This window comes from Blastococcus sp. SYSU D00669 (genome assembly GCF_054050715.1).
The window spans coordinates 26851-41659 of record NZ_JBJGZV010000046.1 but is presented as its reverse complement, the minus strand read 5'-3'; the positions used below and the strand labels follow the sequence as shown (position 1 = coordinate 41659).

Sequence of the window (14809 nt, the reverse complement as noted above, 5' to 3'; positions counted from 1 at the left end):
GGTGTAGGGGGCGGAGGCCGCGCCCCCCCCCCCCCCCCCCCCCCCCCACTCCGCTCACCACGTGGGGGTGCGGGCCAGGCCGAGCTGGCTGACCCCGAGGTAGCCGACGCGGAACCCCGCCTCGCAGTAGGCGAGGTAGAACTCCCACATCCGGCGGAAGGTGTCGTCGAACGCGCCCTCCAGCCGGCCCCAGTTGGCCAGGAACCTCTCCCGCCACAGCGCGAGGGTGCGGGCGTAGTGCGGGCCGAGCTCGCGGCGCTCGACGACCGACAGCGCGGTGTGCGCGGCCAGGGTGTCCTCGATGGCCTGCAGCGACGGGATGATCCCGCCGGGGAACACGTACTTGTGGATCCAGGAGTACCCGCGGCGGGTGGCCAGCATCCGGTCGTGCGGCATGGTGATCGACTGCAGCCCGACCCGGCCGCCCGGGACGAGCAGCTGGTCGAGCGCGGCGAAGTAGGTGGGCCAGTACCGCTCGCCGACCGCCTCGATCATCTCCACCGAGACGACGGCGTCGAACTGCCCGCGCACGTCCCGGTAGTCCTGCAGCCGGATGTCGACCCGGTCGGCCACGCCCGCGGCGGCGGCGCGCTCCAGCGCCAGCTTCCGCTGCTCGGCGGACAGGGTCAGCGTGGTGACGGCGGCGCCGCGCTCCTGCGCCGCGCGGATCGCCAGCGCACCCCACCCGGAGCCGATCTCTAGCACCCGCATCCCGGACCGCACGCGGGCCAGGTCGAGGATGCCGTCGATCTTGCGCAGCTGCGCCGACCGCAGGTCGTCGCCGGGCTCGAACCAGGCCGACGAGTAGGTCATCGTCTCGTCGAGGAACTCGGCGAACAGCTCGTTGGACAGGTCGTAGTGCCGCGAGATGTTGCTCCGGCTGTGCTGCCTGCTGTTCTCCTCGTGCGCGGGCTGCGTGCGCTCGACGACGTGCCGCAGCTTCTGCAGCGCCGGGTGCACCAGCCGGCCGACCCGGGCGGCGAAGGCCGAGAGCAGCTCGGCCAGGTCGGTGCCGGCACCGGTGGTCCAGTCGCCGGTCATGTACGCCTCGCCGAAGCCGATCTTCACGTCGGCGCCGAGCCGGGCGAAGAAGGCGTGCGGCCGGACCAGCCGCATCACCGGGGCGTCCTTGCCGCCGCTGCCCAGCACCCGCCCGTCGGGCAGGACGACGCGGATCGGCAGCGGGCCCACGGCGGAGCGGAACACCGCCTCGGCGATGCGCGCGCGGAACGGCGCCCGCGGGGGGCGGGCCAGCCCGGGCCAGTGCGCCTCGTCGGGGCGCGGCACGGGGAAGCGCGGCCGGTCGGTCCGGTCGGTCTGGACGGTGGTCATCGCCCGCTCCTCTCGCACGGACCGACGGCGCCGTCGATCGAGCTGCTGCGCGGATGGTGCGCGGTGGCGCCCCCGGTGGGCAACAGGCTCGCCCGTGCGAGATCGGCCCGGGCACCCGATCGGGTGCGCCACCCCCTGCCGGTCCGATCCCCCGTCCCGCCAGGACGGAAAACCGGACCGCGGGGAGCCGGAAACGGTCAGGCCGGGTCGGGGGCGAGCCGGACGACCATCTTCCCGGTGTTCCCGCCGCGCAGGAGGTCGAGGAAGGCCGGCACCGCCTCCTCGAGGCCGTCGCGGACCGTCTCCCGGACGACGAGCGACCCGTCGCGCAGCCAGCCACCGACCGTCTCGGCGAACTCCGGCCGCAGGTCGCCGTGGTCGCCGACGAGGAACCCGCGCAGGGTGATCCGCCGCCCCACCAGCAGCGAGAGGTTGCGCGGTCCCGGCGGCGGCTCGACGGCGTTGTACTGGGAGATCGACCCGCAGATCGCGGCCCGCCCGTGCAGCCGGAACGCGCCGATCGCCGCCTCCAGGTGCTCGCCGCCCACGTTGTCGAAGAAGACGTCGATCCCGTCGGGGGCGGCGTCGGCGAGCAGGTCGGCCACCCGGCCGTCGTGGTAGTCGAAAGCGGCGTCGAACCCGAGCTCCCCGGTCAGCCAGGCCACCTTGGCCGGGCTGCCGGCGCTGCCGACGACGCGTGACGCCCCGCGCAGGCGGGCGAACTGCCCCACCAGGCTGCCCACCGCCCCGGCCGCGCCGGAGACGAGCACCGCGTCGCCCTCCCGGAACGCGGCCACGCGGAACAGCCCCGCGTACGCGGTCAGGCCCGGCATGCCCAGCACGCCGAGGTGGTAGCTCGGGGGCACGTCGAGGTCGGGCAGCACGCGCACGGCGCCCGCGTCGAGGACGGCGACGTCCCGCCAGCCCGCGTTGGTCAGCACCAGCGCGCCCTCGGGCACGTCGGCCGAGCGGGACCCCACCACGCGGCCGACCGCGCCGCCCTGCATGGTCTCGCCGACCTCCCACGGCGGGGCGTACGAGGGGCCGGGGCGCATCCGGCCGCGCATGTACGGGTCGACCGACATCGCCAGCATGCGGACGACGACCTGCCCGTCGGCCGGGTCGGTGTGCTCGCGCTCGACCAGCCGGAAGTCCTCCGGCGTCGGCTCGCCGTGCGGTCGGGCGGCGAGCTGCCACTCACGGGTCGTGATCACCCGCTGATCCTGCACTCCGGACCGCTCAGCCGGTTGCCCGGGCGGCCTACGCTCGGGACATGGTCTTCTCCCGGTTCAAGACGCAGCCGGTCTCGGCCGCCGACGCCCTCCCCGGCCGCCCCACCCCGCTCCCGCACGTGCCCGAGGTGCACGCCGTCAACGGCAACCGCATCCAGCCCCCCTTCCCCGCCGGCCTGCAGACCGCCGTCTTCGGCGCGGGTTGCTTCTGGGGCGTGGAGAAGGTCTTCTGGCAGACGCCGGGCGTCTACTCCACCGCCGCGGGCTACGCCGGCGGCTACACGCCCAATCCGACGTACGAGGAGGTCTGCTCGGCGCGGACCGGCCACACCGAGGTCGTCCTCGTCGTGTTCGACCCCGCGCAGATCTCCTACGAGCAGCTGCTCAAGGTGTTCTGGGAGGACCACGACCCCACCCAGGGCATGCGCCAGGGCAACGACATCGGCACCCAGTACCGCTCGGCCGTCTACTACGACGGCCCCGAGCAGGAGGCCGCCGCCCGCGCCAGCCGCGACGCCTTCCAGCAGCGGCTGAAGGAGGCCGGGTACGGCGAGATCACCACCGAGATCGCCCCGCTGCGGGAGTTCTTCTACGCCGAGGACTACCACCAGCAGTACCTCTACAAGGTGCCCAACGGCTACTGCCCGGTGCACTCCACCGGTGTCTCCTGCCCGGTCGGCCTGCCCGGCGTCTGAGGCGGCAGCGAGCGAGGCATAGGAACCTATACATGCGTTCTCGAGCCCAGAACGCATGTAAAGGTTCCTTCGCCTGAGGGGCGGTGCGCGTCGTGGAGGTGCTGAGGACGCCGGACGACCGGTTCGCCGGTCTGCCGGACTTCCCCTACGCGCCGAGCTACGTCACGTTCACCACCGACGACGGCGACCCGCTGCGGGTCGCCGTCGTCGACGTGGGCCCGCCCGACGGCGAGCCGGTCCTGCTCATGCACGGCGAGCCCTCCTGGTCGTTCCTGTACCGGCACGTGATCCCGCCGCTCACGGCCGCCGGGCTGCGGGTGGTCGCCCCGGACCTCGTCGGGTTCGGCCGGTCCGACAAGCCGGTGGACCCGGCCGCCTACACCTACGCCCGGCACGTCGAGTGGATGCGGCAGACCCTGTTCGAGGGGCTCGGGCTCACCGGGGTCACCCTGGTCGGGCAGGACTGGGGCGGGCTGATCGGGCTGCGGCTGGTGGGCGAGCACCCCGACCGCTTCTCCCGGGTGGTCGTCGCCAACACCGGCCTGCCCACCGGCGACCACCCGGTGACCGAGGCGTTCCTCGCGTGGCAGCGGTTCGCCGCGACGGCGGAGGCGTTCGACGTCGGCCGGGTGGTGCAGAACGGGTGCGTCACGCCGCTGCCGCCCCCGGTGGTGGCGGCCTACGACGCGCCCTTCCCCGACGACCGGTACAAGGCCGGTGCGCGGGTCTTCCCGTCCCTGGTGCCGACCCGGCCCGACGACCCGGCGGCTGCGGCCAACCGGGCGGCCTGGGAGACGCTGACCCGCTTCGACAAGCCGTTCCTGACCGCGTTCTCCGACGGCGACCCGATCACCGCCGGCGGCGACCGGGTGTTCCAGCGGCTCGTCCCCGGGGCGCAGGGGCAGCCGCACACGACCCTGGCCGGCGGCGGGCACTTCCTGCAGGAGGACGTCGGCCCGCAGCTCGCCCACGTGGTCGCGGGGTTCGTCGCCGCCACCCCCGCCCGGTGAGCGACCTCTTCGCCCAGCTCTCCCGCGAGCCCGACGTCGAGGCCCCGGACCTCGTCGCGGTCGACGCCACCGACCGGCTGCTGCTCGACGAGGCCGCCGGGCTGATCGCCGGCGCCGGCCCGGGGGAGGTCGCCGTCGTCGACGACTCCTACGGGGCGCTCACCCTCGGCGCGGTCGCGCTGCACGGGGCCGACGGCGTCCGCGTCACCCAGGACCTGCTGGTCGCCGAGCGGGCGCTGGTCCGCAACGCCGAGCGCACCGGGCTCACGGGCTCCTTCGCCCGCACCGGCCTCGACGCCGCGCTGGCCGACGGCGCCCGCGTCGTCCTGGTCAAGGCGCCCAAGGCGCTCGACGCGCTGCGCGAGATCGCCGAGGTCGTCGCCGCGTCGGCCGCGCCGGACGTCACGGTGCTCGTCGGCGGGCGGGTCAAGCACATGACGCACGCGATGAACGACGTCCTGCGCGACTCGTTCACCGAGGTGTCGGCGACCCTCGCCCGGCAGAAGTCGCGGGTGCTGGTCGCCCGCGGCCCGCGCGCGGTGGCGTCGTCCTTCCCCCGGCGGCAGCACCACCCCGACCTCGGGCTGACCGTGTGCGCGCACGGCGCCGCCTTCGCCGGCACCCGGGTGGACCTCGGCACCCGGGCGCTGCTGCGGGCGCTGCTACACCGCGGGGACGGCACGGTGCTCGACCTCGGCTGCGGCACCGGCGTGCTGGCCGCCGCGCTGGCCCGCGAGGGGGTGCGGGTGGTCGCCACCGACCAGTCGGCGGCCGCGGTCCGGTCGGCCGCGGCGACCGCCGTGGCGAACGGCGTCGCGGTCGAGGTGCTCCGCGACGACGCCGCGGAGAGCGTGCCGGCCGGCAGCGTCGACCTCGTCGTCTGCAACCCGCCGTTCCACCTCGGGGCGGCCGTGGTGACCAGCGCCGCCGACCGGTTGTTCGCCGCCGCGGGCCGGGTGCTGCGGCCGGGCGGTGAGCTGTGGACGGTGTTCAACTCGCCGCTGCCGCACCCCGTGGCGCTGCGCCGGCTGGTCGGGCCCACCCGGGTGGTCGCCCGCGACCGGCGCTTCAGCGTCGCCGTCTCGACCCGCCGGGACGGGACGTAAGGCCCTGTCGGGCGGGAGCGGGGCGAGGCCACGGTCGGGGTCCGTGACGACGACCGAACCCGACGAACTGCAGCGGACCGCCCTGGCCGACCGGCTGGTCGCCGCGGTGGTCGGTGCCTTCGAGGCCGCCGCGGTCGAGCTCGGCGGGCGCCTGGGCTGGTACCGGGCGCTGGCCGCCGCCCCCGCCACGGCGCCCGAGCTGGCCGAGCGCACCGGCACCGACCCGCGCTACGCCCGCGAGTGGCTGGAGCAGCAGGCCGTGGCCGGCTACCTGACCGTGGACGACGTCGACGCCGCGCCGGACGACCGCCGCTACACGCTGCCGGCCGCGCACCGGGACGTGCTCGTCGACGAGCTGAGCCCCGCCTACACCGCGCCGCTGGCCCAGGTGGCCGTCGCCTTCACCCGCAACACCGGGCGGCTGGTCGACGCCTACCGGACCGGCGGCGGGCTGAGCTGGCACGAGATGGGACCGGACGCCTGGGAGGGGCAGGCCGCCGCCAACCGTCCGTTCTTCCTGCACTCCCTCGTGCCTGAGGTGCTCGCGATCCTGCCGGACGTCGACGCCGCGCTGCGCGCCGGCGGCCGGGTCGCCGACGTCGGCTGCGGCATGGGCTGGTCGTCGATCGGGATGGCGCTCGGCTACCCGGCGGCGCGCGTCGACGGCTACGACGTCGACGTCCCCTCGGTCGAGCAGGCGCAGCGCAACGCGCACGAGTCCGGCGTCGGCGACCGGGTGCGGTTCCGGGTGGTCGACGTCGGCGACCTCGCCGAGGACGACGCGTACGACCTGGTGCTGGCCTTCGAGTGCGTGCACGACCTGCCCGACCCGGTGTCGGTGCTGCGGGCGATGCGGCGGATGGCCCGCCCCGGCGGCACGGTGCTGGTGGCCGACGAGCGGGTCGCCGAGCGGTTCACCGCGCCCGGCGACGAGGTCGAGCGGCTGATGTACGGCTACAGCCTCTTCTGCTGCCTGCCGGACGGGATGTCCACCCGGCCCTCCGTCGGCACCGGCACGGTGATGCGCCCGGCGACCCTGGAGCGGTACGCGCGGGAGGCCGGGTTCGCCGGCGTGGAGGTCCTCCCGGTGGAACACGACTTCTTCCGCTTCTACCGGCTCCGCGCCGGGTGACCCAGGTCACGACCCGATCAAGACTTTCCCTCCTCGACCGTTCGGCTGTAGTCACTCCAACCAGCTGCCGAAGGAAGCGGCACGGTGGACCGCCCACCGGTACAGCCGGCCCGCTGGGGAGCACCGTGGCCCGTTCCTGGTCCGACCGTCCGCTGGGCACCAAGCTCGCCGTCCTCGTGGCCGCCGGCGCGGTGGCGCTCGCGGTCTTCGCCCTGATCACCGTGCGGGCGCTGCAGGACACCGGAGAACGGGCCGAGACGCTGCTGGACGCCAACGCGGCGACCGGGCTGGCGCTCGAGGCGGACATGATGCACGACGCGGTCCGGGCCGACGTGCTGCAGGCGCTGCTCAGCGGCGGGGTGGGGGACCGGTACGCGGGCGCCGTCGCCGACCTCGACGCCCACACCGCCAACTTCCACGACATCCTCGACCGGCTGGCCGCCGCGCACCTCTCCGGCGAGGTGGACGCGGCCGTGGCGCAGGTGGTGCCGGACGTCGAGGCCTACCTCGGCGCCGCCGGGCAGGTCGTCGCCCTCGCCGGGCGGGACCCGGCCGCGGCCGGCGCGCTGTACCCCGCGTTCGGCGAGCAGTTCGGCGCCCTCGAGGACTCGCTGCCCTCGGTGGGCGAGGCGATCGAGGCGCACGCCGGCGACGCGGTGGACCGGGCCACGGCGGAGCGCGGCACCGCGATCACGCTGGCGGTCCTGGTCGCCGCCGTCGGCGTGGCCCTGCTGGCCGGACTGGGCTGGGTCATCACCCGCTCCGTCGTCGGCCCGCTGCGCCGGGTGGGTGCGGTCGTGGCCGCCCTCGCCGAGGGCGACCTGCGCGGCGAGACCGGGGTGACCAGCCGCGACGAGGTCGGCCGGATGGCGGTGGCCCTGGAGGCCGCGATGGCCGACATGCGCACCGTGGTGGCCGCGATCGGCGACAGCTCGACCACCCTCGCCTCGGCGACCGAGCAGCTGTCGGCCAGCGCCCAGGACATGGCCCGCCTGGCCGGCGAGTCCTCCACGCAGAGCGGCGCCGTGGCCACCGCCGCCGGGCGGGTGTCGACGAACGTGCAGACGGTGGCGGCCGGCTCCGAGCAGATGGGCGCCAGCATCCGCGAGATCGCGCAGAACGCCGCCGAGGTCGCCCGGGTGGCCGGTCAGGCGGTCGAGGTGGCGGACGCGACCACCGTGACCGTGGCCAAGCTCGGGGAGTCGTCGCTGGAGATCGCCGGCGTGGTCAAGACGATCACCTCGATCGCCGAGCAGACCAACCTGCTGGCGCTCAACGCCACCATCGAGGCGGCCCGGGCCGGCGAGGCGGGCAAGGGCTTCGCCGTCGTGGCCAACGAGGTCAAGGAGCTCGCGCAGGAGACGGCGAAGGCCACCGAGGACATCGCGCAGCGGGTCGAGGCCATCCAGGCCGACACCGACGGCGCGGTGCGGGCCATCGGCGAGATCTCCTCGATCATCGCCGTCATCAACGACTCGCAGGGCACCATCGCCGCGGCCGTCGAGGAGCAGACCGCGACGACGACGGAGATGAACCGCAACGTCGCCGAGGCCGCGCAGTCGGCCGACCGGATCGCGGAGAACATCCAGGCCGTGGCCGGCGCCACCGGCTCCACCCAGCAGGCCATGGCCGACGCGCGGTCGGCCATCGAGGAGGTGGCGCGGATGGCGTCCGCGCTGCACTCCTCGGTCTCCCGCTTCCGGTACTGAGCGACCGGGAGGAGCGGCGCCGGCGGCGGAGGGTCTCCCGCCGCCGGCGCCCACTACCCGGCCCGCCGCACCACCGGCGGCAGCGTCGACCACGGGAAGTCGATCCACCGGTCGGTGCGCTTCCACACGTAGTCGCAGCGCACGATCGAGCGCGGCTTCTCGTAGATGACCGCCGTCCGCACCTCGGCGACGTACCCGGCGCAGAAGTCGCGGACGAGCTCCAGCGTCTTGCCGGTGTCGGCGACGTCGTCGGCCACCAGGACGGTCGCGCCGGTGAGGTCGACGACGTCGAGCGTCGGGGGCAGGACGACGGGCAGCTCGAGCCGCTCGTCGACGCCGGTGTAGAACTCCACGTTCATCACGAAGAGGTTCTTCACGTCCAGCGCGTAGCCCAGCGCCCCGCCGAGGAACAGGCCCCCGCGGGCGATGGAGAGGATCAGGTCGGGCCTGAACCCGTCGTCGGCCACGTGCTGCGCCAGGTCCCGGGCGGCGGTGCCGAAGGCCTCGTAGGTCAGCGTCTCCCGCGGTTCGCTCACCGGCCGATGGTGGCAGGGGCGGTCCGGCCCCTGGGCAGGCGGGCCGGGGAGGGGCAGGCTGGCGCCATGGGAGACCGGATGGCACGGATCGGTCGGCGGGTGCTGCCCTGGCTGGCCGCCTGGGTCGGGCTGCAGGTCGTCGTCGGGCTGGCCGGCCGGCTGGCCGCGCGCCGGCTCGACGAGGGCGACGAGAGCACCAAGAGCATTCGCCGGGTGCGCACCCTGGGGCCGCTCGAGCTGCGCCCGGTCAACCCGGAGCTGTCCCGCCTGCGCGTCGACCTGGCCATGGCCGGCGGGGAGATCGACCTCACCGGCATCCGCGAGACCGCCGGCGTCGACCTCACCGTGCGCGCGGTGATGGGCGGGCTGGCCGTGCGGGTGCCCGCCGACTGGCGGGTCTGGTCGCACTTCCGCGGCATCGGCGGTGTCGGCACCGACGGCGGGCTGACCCGCACCCACGACGAGCACGAGGCCGACCTGCGCATCCACGCCGTCGCCGTGCTGGGCGGGATCGGCGTCGAGGCCGGCTGAGCCGGTCTCAGCAGAAGCCAGGCGTGCCCTCCCACGCGCTCTCGGCGGCCGGGACGTCGTCGCGCTCGACGACCCCCTCGATCAGCCCGTACGGGCGGTCGTCGGCGTGGTAGACGACGTCGGGGTTGTCCAGCCCGTACGCCGAGAGGTCCTGCAGGAAGTGGTGCTTGTTCGGCATGGACAGCCGGATCTCGGCCACCTCGCCGAAGCGGGCCAGCACCGCCTCGCCCATCGCGTACAGCGTCTGCTGCAGGGCCAGCGAGTGCGTCGCGGCGAAGGCCTCGAGCAGCGCGCCCCGGACGCCGGCGAAGGAGTCGGCGAAGTCGAGGTCGGCGGTCGTGTAGCGCCAGCGGGCGGTCACCGCGGTGGCCAGGATGCGGTCGCGGGTCTCGGCCAGGGTGGTGTACCGGTCGCGGGGGAAGCCCCAGAACTCCGAGCCGGTGGTCTTGAGGACGACGAGGTCGGCGAGGCCCGCCAGCACGTGGACGTCGTCCCCGTCGACGGTCACCACCGCCGTCCGCACCTCGCCGCCGTCCCGCCGGAACGCGTGGTCGTGCGGGGTGCCGCCGACCGGGATCCGCGACCAGCCGTAGAACTCGACGGCCACCCGCGCGCCGGTGATCCACGGGTAGGAGCCGGCGAAGTGCCGGGCCAGGCGCAGGCCGAACTCCTCCGGCTGGCCGACCCCGTCGCGGGCGAAGGCGAACACGGTGTTCTTCTGCGCGTCCGTGGTCAGCACGTGCGCGTTGTCGCCCGCGGTGTGGGCCGCGGCGAAGTCGCCGCGCAGGCTGCTGCTGACGTTGAGGTCGACGAGGGTGTGCCGCGGGGAGCTGCGGTCGACCGCGACCACCCGCACCTCTGCCTTGCCGTACTGGTTGCGCCCGAGCCTGATCGCCATGCGCGCACTGTAGGAGCGGAGCGGATCCGTGCGTGTGACACCGACGGATCCCCTCCGGTCACGAGCCGCGGTAGGTGGAGTAGGCGAAGGGGGCCAGCAGCAGCGGCACGTGGTGGTGCTCGTCGGGGTCGCGGACTGCGAAGCTGAGCACCACCTCGGGGTAGAAGGTGTCGCGGTCCTGGTGGGCGAACCAGGCGCCGGTGGCGAACACGAGCCGGTGCCGCCCCGGCTCGGTGGCGCCCTCGAGCAGCCGGCAGCGGCCGTCGGCGTCGGTGACGCCCCGCGCCAGCAGCTCCTCGCCGGCGAACAGCCGGACGGCGATCCCCTCGGCCGGCCGCCCGTTCACCGAGTCCAGCACGTGCGTGCTGACGCTCATGAGACCAGTCCCCTCACCCGGAGGCCCGTGATCTGGGCCAGTTGCTCGACGACCTCGGCGCGCTCGCTCTCCTCGTCGTTACCCAGCCGGCGGCGGAGTTCGGCGAGCATCTCCTCGGGCGAGCGGCCGGCGGCGCGGACGAGGAACACGTGGTCGAACCGCTCCTCGTAGGCGCGGTTGCCCTCGAGCAGCGCCGTCCGCACGTCGTCGCCGGCGCCGGTCATCGAGCTCTGCTCCCGGCGCGACGCCTGCGCCTCGGCCGACGAGCCCTCCACCCGGTCGCCGATGCGCGGGTGGCCGGCCAGCGCGAGCTCCACCTCGGCCCAGGGCAGCCCGCGGACCACGTCCTCGGCGCGGGCCACCAGCGTGTCGACGTCGCGGTACGGCCGTCCGGCGGCCACCTCCGCGGCGAAGCGCGGGGCGGCGTTGCACGTGCGCAGCGCCTGGACCACCTGGTCGGGTGGATCGGCGTTGAAGTCGTCGAGGGCCACGGTGGGAGGATGCCAGCCCTGCTGGTCACCGGCCGGAGGCGAGGAGAGCCGTGATGCCCGACGTGCGCGTGGAGGGTCCCGAGGTCGAGCGCTCCGCCGAGGTGCTCACCCCCGAGGCGCTGGAGTTCGTCGCCGACCTGCAGACCCGCTTCGGCGGGCACCGCGACGCGCTGCTCGCCGCCCGCGCCACCCGGCGGGCCGAGATCGCCGCCGAGCGGCGGATCGACTTCCGCCCGGAGACGGCGGAGATCCGGGCCGGCGACTGGCGGGTACCGCCGCCCCCGCCCGGCCTGGAGGACCGCCGGGTGGAGATCACCGGCCCGACCGAGCCGAAGATGGCGGTCAACGCGCTCAACTGCGGCGCCGAGGTGTGGCTGGCCGACCTGGAGGACGCCAACACCCCGCACTGGCGCAACGTCGTCGGCGGGCAGGTGGTGCTGCGCGACGCCGTCCGCCGGACGTTGGAGTTCACCGCCCCCGACGGCCGCGAGTACCGGATCCGCGACGACGCCGTCCTGCCCACGATCGTGCCGCGGCCGCGCGGCTGGCACCTCGACGAGCGGCACCTGCTCGTCGACGGCAGGCCGAGCGTCGGCGCCCTGGTCGACGCCGGGCTGTACCTGTTCCACAACGCCGCCGAGCAGCTGGAGCGCGGCAGCGGGCCGTACTTCTACCTGCCCAAGATGGAGGGACACCTCGAGGCGGCGCTGTGGGCGCGGGTGTTCGACCACGCCGAGCAGGTGCTCGGCATCCCCGAGGACTCGATCCGGGCGACGATGCTCATCGAGACGATCCCGGCCGCCTTCGAGATGGAGGAGATGCTGCACGCGCTGGGCAGCCACGCCGCCGGGCTCAACGCCGGCCGCTGGGACTACCTGTTCAGCGTGATCAAGGTCTTCCGCGAGGCCGGGGCCGGGTTCGTGCTCCCGGACCGGGGCGCGGTGACGATGACCGCGCCGATGATGCGGGCCTACACCGACCAGCTGGTCGCCGTCTGCCACCGCCGGGGGGCGCTGGCCATCGGGGGCATGGCGGCGTTCATCCCGAGCCGGCGCGACCCCGAGGTCAACGAGCGCGCGCTGGCCAAGGTCCGCGAGGACAAGACCCGCGAGGCCGGCGACGGCTTCGACGGCTCGTGGGTGGCCCACCCCGACCTGGTGCCGGTCTGCCGGGAGGTCTTCGACGCCGTCCTGGGGGAGCGGCCCAACCAGCTGGACCGCCAGCGGCCCGACGTCGCGGTGACGCCGGAGCAGCTGCTGGACGTCGCCGGCGTGCCCGGCGAGCGGACCATGGCCGGCCTGCGGGCGAACGTCGAGGTGGCGATCCGCTACCTGGCCGCGTGGCTCGGCGGCAACGGCGCGGTCGGGATCCACGACCTTATGGAGGACGCGGCGACGGCGGAGATCAGCCGCTCGCAGGTGTGGCAGTGGGTGCACAACGGCGTCGTGCTCGACACGGGGGAGACCGTCACCGAGGAGCTGGTGCGCTCCGTCGTCGCCGAGGAGGTCGCGGGGATCGGCGAGCTGCCGCGGCTCGACGACGCCCGCCGGCTGTTCGAGCAGGTGGCCTTGGCCGACGACTTCCCCGACTTCCTCACCCTGCCGGCCTACGAGCTGATCGAGTAAGGACCCCGGTGCCCCCCACGCCTCGCACGCTCGACGCGGGCCCCTGCACCGGGCCACGAGACACCGGAGTGAACGCTGACCCTCCCCGAGGACGTCTACGCCGAGCTGGACCGGCGGCTGGAGCCGGTCGACGCCGCGCGGATCGCCGCCTACCCCGGCGAGCGGGCCGGCCGGCAGCCGGTGCACACCTGCTACGTGCCGGCCGACGCCGTCGCGCCGGGCCTGGCGCACGCGTGGGGCTCGGCCGCCCTCGCCGCGCTCGACGAGCACGGCCTGCCCGACCTCGGCCTCGACCCGGCGCTGGTCGAGGAGGTGCTGCCCCGGGTGCGGGCCAAGCTCGCCGCCGAGCCGGTGGAGGACCTCCGCGTCGACGCCGAGGACGGCTACCGCGGCAGCCCCGACCGGGAGGACGACGACGTCCTCCGCGCGGCGGCCGCGGTCGCCGGCGAGCCGCTGCCGTCGGTCGGCGTCCGGGCGAAGTCGCTGGAGGGGCCGACCCGCCGCCGCGGCGTCCGCACCCTCGACCTCTTCCTCGGGGCGTACGCGGAGTCCCACGGCGCGGAAGACGCGGCCCTGGGACTCCGCTCGACCGTGACGCTGCCCAAGGTGACCGACGTCGAGCAGGTGCGCGCCTTCCTGCCGGTGCTCGACGCCCTCGAGGACGCGCACGGCGTCGCGCTGGACCTGGAGCTGCAGGTGGAGACCCCGCAGGCGGTGCTCGGCCCGGACGGCGCGGCGACGGTGGCGCGCATGGTGCACGCGGCCGGCCCGCGGCTGACCGGCCTGCACTACGGCACCTACGACTACAGCGCCTCGCTCGGCATCGCCGCGGCCCACCAGTCCTCCGACCACCCGGCGGCCGACTTCGCCAAGCAGGTCGTGCAGGTGGCGGTCGCCGGCACCCGCGCCCGGGCGGTCGACGGCTCGACCAACGTGCTGCCGGTGGGCCCGCGCGAGCACGTGCACGCGGCCTGGCGGCTGCACGCCGGGCTGGTCCGGCGGGCGCTCGAGCGCGGCTTCTACCAGGGCTGGGACCTGCACCCGGCGCAGCTGGTGACCCGGTACGCGGCCACCTACGCCTTCTTCCGCGCGGCCCTGCCGGCAGCCGCCGCCCGGCTGGCGGCCTACCTCGACCGCACCGGGGCCGGTGTCCTCGACGAGCCGGCGACCGCCCGTGCGCTGGCCGGGGTGGTGCTGCGCGGGCTCGACTGCGGGGCGCTGGAGGAGACGGAGGTCACCACCGCGGTGGGAGTGCCGTGGGTCGAGGTCGTTAAGCTGGCCGGCCGGCGGCCTGGGGAGCCCTGAGGCGCCGCCGATCGTGCCGAAACGGCCCGCGGACGACGCGGTGCCGCCCGAGGACGAGAGGGACCCGATGACCGCTGTGGAGCCGACGACCGCGGTGCAGCCGCCCGTCGTCCGCACCGAGGCCGACCTGGAGTTCGACCGGCAGGTGGACGCGCTGGTGACCGCGGGGCTGCCGGCCTGGCGCGAGCTCGCCGACGAGTGCTTCCGCGCGTGGCTGGAGCCGCTGCGGGACCTGCTGCCGACCCTGCCGGGGAGCAGCGGCATCCCGTTCGTCGTCGTCGTCCCGGACGCGCCGGTCGTCGACGTGCTCGGCACGGTCCGGATGGTCGGCGGCGCCGGGTTCACCACGATGGAGCCCGGCGACCTCGCCGGCTTCCGCCCGCTGCCCGAGCTCGACGTCCCGGCGACGCCGTACCTGCTGCTCGACGTCGACCCGGGGCCGGACACGCTCGGGCTGCCGCCGACCCGGGCGACCGAGGAGATCGCCGCGGCCGGGCGCACCCCGCTGACCGTCGCTGAGGGCGTGGCGGTCCTCGTCTCCGACCACGGCGTCCTGCGGTCGCGCAACTGCTTCTCGCTGGCCGGCTCCCGGGCGGGGGACAAGCGGGTGCCGGCGCTGTGGGTGAGCGCCCGCCGTCCGCGGCTGGGCTGGTGCTACCAGGGCGCCCCGCACACCTGGCTGGGCACGGCCTCGTGCGCCGGCCGGCTGGCCGCTCCCCCTCCTGGTTCGTGACGCGGAACGCACCACCTCGTGTCAAGCTCGGGTGGGCAGCGGCCGACAATCGATGTGAGCGCTGACAGCAGCGGTGCGGGGCACCGCCAGGAGCACGG

General features: G+C 75.1%; 15 protein-coding genes. 9 read left to right on the top strand and 6 right to left on the bottom strand.

Annotation, left to right across the window (positions count from 1 at the left end; translation table 11 throughout):
• Positions 1 to 54: 54 nt before the first annotated feature.
• Positions 55 to 1332 carry a class I SAM-dependent methyltransferase gene (locus ACI8AF_RS23810; protein ID WP_456542247.1) on the bottom strand — a complete coding sequence of 426 codons (1278 nt, stop codon included), beginning with the start codon at positions 1330 to 1332 and terminating at the stop codon, positions 55 to 57.
• A 197-nt stretch (positions 1333 to 1529) separates the two neighbouring features.
• On the bottom strand, positions 1530 to 2546 hold the full coding sequence (locus ACI8AF_RS23805; RefSeq protein ID WP_456542246.1) for an NADP-dependent oxidoreductase: 1017 nt from the start codon (positions 2544 to 2546) through the stop codon (positions 1530 to 1532).
• Positions 2547 to 2605: 59 nt separating this feature from the next.
• Between ACI8AF_RS23805 and msrA the strand changes: the two genes are divergently transcribed.
• From msrA to ACI8AF_RS23780, 5 genes are all read left to right on the top strand, one after another.
• A complete protein-coding gene (gene msrA, locus ACI8AF_RS23800) occupies positions 2606 to 3259 on the top strand; it encodes a peptide-methionine (S)-S-oxide reductase MsrA (RefSeq protein WP_456542245.1) in 654 nt (217 codons plus the stop codon).
• A 92-nt stretch (positions 3260 to 3351) separates the two neighbouring features.
• Positions 3352 to 4269, top strand: coding sequence for a haloalkane dehalogenase (locus ACI8AF_RS23795; protein WP_456542244.1), 918 nt, complete (start codon positions 3352 to 3354; stop codon positions 4267 to 4269).
• Positions 4266 to 5375, top strand: coding sequence for a class I SAM-dependent methyltransferase (locus ACI8AF_RS23790; protein WP_456542243.1), 1110 nt, complete (start codon positions 4266 to 4268; stop codon positions 5373 to 5375). Before ACI8AF_RS23795 ends, ACI8AF_RS23790 begins: the two co-directional genes overlap by 4 nt.
• Positions 5376 to 5418: 43 nt before the next feature.
• Positions 5419 to 6507 carry a class I SAM-dependent methyltransferase gene (locus tag ACI8AF_RS23785; protein WP_456542242.1) on the top strand — a complete coding sequence of 363 codons (1089 nt, stop codon included), beginning with the start codon at positions 5419 to 5421 and terminating at the stop codon, positions 6505 to 6507.
• A gap of 125 nt (positions 6508 to 6632) precedes the next feature.
• Positions 6633 to 8216 carry a methyl-accepting chemotaxis protein gene (locus ACI8AF_RS23780; protein WP_456542241.1) on the top strand — a complete coding sequence of 528 codons (1584 nt, stop codon included), beginning with the start codon at positions 6633 to 6635 and terminating at the stop codon, positions 8214 to 8216.
• 53 nt (positions 8217 to 8269) lie between these two features.
• On the opposite strand, the gene ACI8AF_RS23775 is transcribed toward ACI8AF_RS23780, so the two are convergent.
• A complete protein-coding gene (locus ACI8AF_RS23775; RefSeq protein ID WP_456542240.1) occupies positions 8270 to 8752 on the bottom strand; it encodes a phosphoribosyltransferase in 483 nt (160 codons plus the stop codon).
• 78 nt (positions 8753 to 8830) lie between these two features.
• Between ACI8AF_RS23775 and ACI8AF_RS23770 the strand changes: the two genes are divergently transcribed.
• Positions 8831 to 9283: a hypothetical protein gene (locus ACI8AF_RS23770; RefSeq protein WP_456542239.1), complete on the top strand. Its 453-nt coding sequence runs from the start codon at positions 8831 to 8833 to the stop codon at positions 9281 to 9283.
• A gap of 7 nt (positions 9284 to 9290) precedes the next feature.
• On the opposite strand, the gene pucL is transcribed toward ACI8AF_RS23770, so the two are convergent.
• The 3 genes from pucL to uraD are packed head-to-tail and all read right to left on the bottom strand — an operon-like array spanning position 9291 to position 11048.
• Positions 9291 to 10181, bottom strand: a complete 891-nt coding sequence (gene pucL / locus ACI8AF_RS23765; RefSeq protein WP_456542238.1) for a factor-independent urate hydroxylase — start codon at positions 10179 to 10181, stop codon at positions 9291 to 9293.
• 58 nt (positions 10182 to 10239) lie between these two features.
• Positions 10240 to 10557, bottom strand: coding sequence for a hydroxyisourate hydrolase (gene uraH / locus ACI8AF_RS23760; RefSeq protein ID WP_456542237.1), 318 nt, complete (start codon positions 10555 to 10557; stop codon positions 10240 to 10242).
• Entirely contained in the window at positions 10554 to 11048 is a 495-nt protein-coding gene (gene uraD, locus ACI8AF_RS23755) for a 2-oxo-4-hydroxy-4-carboxy-5-ureidoimidazoline decarboxylase (RefSeq protein ID WP_456542236.1), read from the bottom strand. The genes uraH and uraD overlap by 4 nt, the downstream gene beginning before the upstream one ends.
• 53 nt (positions 11049 to 11101) lie before the next feature.
• On the opposite strand from uraD, the gene aceB reads away from it, so the two are divergent.
• From aceB to ACI8AF_RS23740, 3 genes are all read left to right on the top strand, one after another.
• On the top strand, positions 11102 to 12673 hold the full coding sequence (gene aceB, locus ACI8AF_RS23750; RefSeq protein WP_456542235.1) for a malate synthase A: 1572 nt from the start codon (positions 11102 to 11104) through the stop codon (positions 12671 to 12673).
• Positions 12674 to 12748: 75 nt separating this feature from the next.
• On the top strand, positions 12749 to 13978 hold the full coding sequence (locus ACI8AF_RS23745; RefSeq protein ID WP_456542248.1) for a DUF6986 family protein: 1230 nt from the start codon (positions 12749 to 12751) through the stop codon (positions 13976 to 13978).
• A gap of 67 nt (positions 13979 to 14045) precedes the next feature.
• Positions 14046 to 14711: a DUF5701 family protein gene (locus ACI8AF_RS23740; protein ID WP_456542234.1), complete on the top strand. Its 666-nt coding sequence runs from the start codon at positions 14046 to 14048 to the stop codon at positions 14709 to 14711.
• Positions 14712 to 14809: the final 98 nt, after the last annotated feature.

What these genes read in the sequence shown, in the direction of transcription:
- ACI8AF_RS23810 (WP_456542247.1), bottom strand. Translation starts at nt 1,332, where the DNA reads ATGACCACCGTCCAGACCGACCGGACCGACCGGCCGCGCTTCCCCGTG.
- msrA (WP_456542245.1), top strand. Translation starts at nt 2,606, where the DNA reads ATGGTCTTCTCCCGGTTCAAGACGCAGCCGGTCTCGGCCGCCGACGCC.
- ACI8AF_RS23770 (WP_456542239.1), top strand. Translation starts at nt 8,831, where the DNA reads ATGGCACGGATCGGTCGGCGGGTGCTGCCCTGGCTGGCCGCCTGGGTC.
- pucL (WP_456542238.1), bottom strand. Translation starts at nt 10,181, where the DNA reads ATGGCGATCAGGCTCGGGCGCAACCAGTACGGCAAGGCAGAGGTGCGG.
- uraH (WP_456542237.1), bottom strand. Translation starts at nt 10,557, where the DNA reads ATGAGCGTCAGCACGCACGTGCTGGACTCGGTGAACGGGCGGCCGGCC.
- aceB (WP_456542235.1), top strand. Translation starts at nt 11,102, where the DNA reads ATGCCCGACGTGCGCGTGGAGGGTCCCGAGGTCGAGCGCTCCGCCGAG.
- ACI8AF_RS23740 (WP_456542234.1), top strand. Translation starts at nt 14,046, where the DNA reads ATGACCGCTGTGGAGCCGACGACCGCGGTGCAGCCGCCCGTCGTCCGC.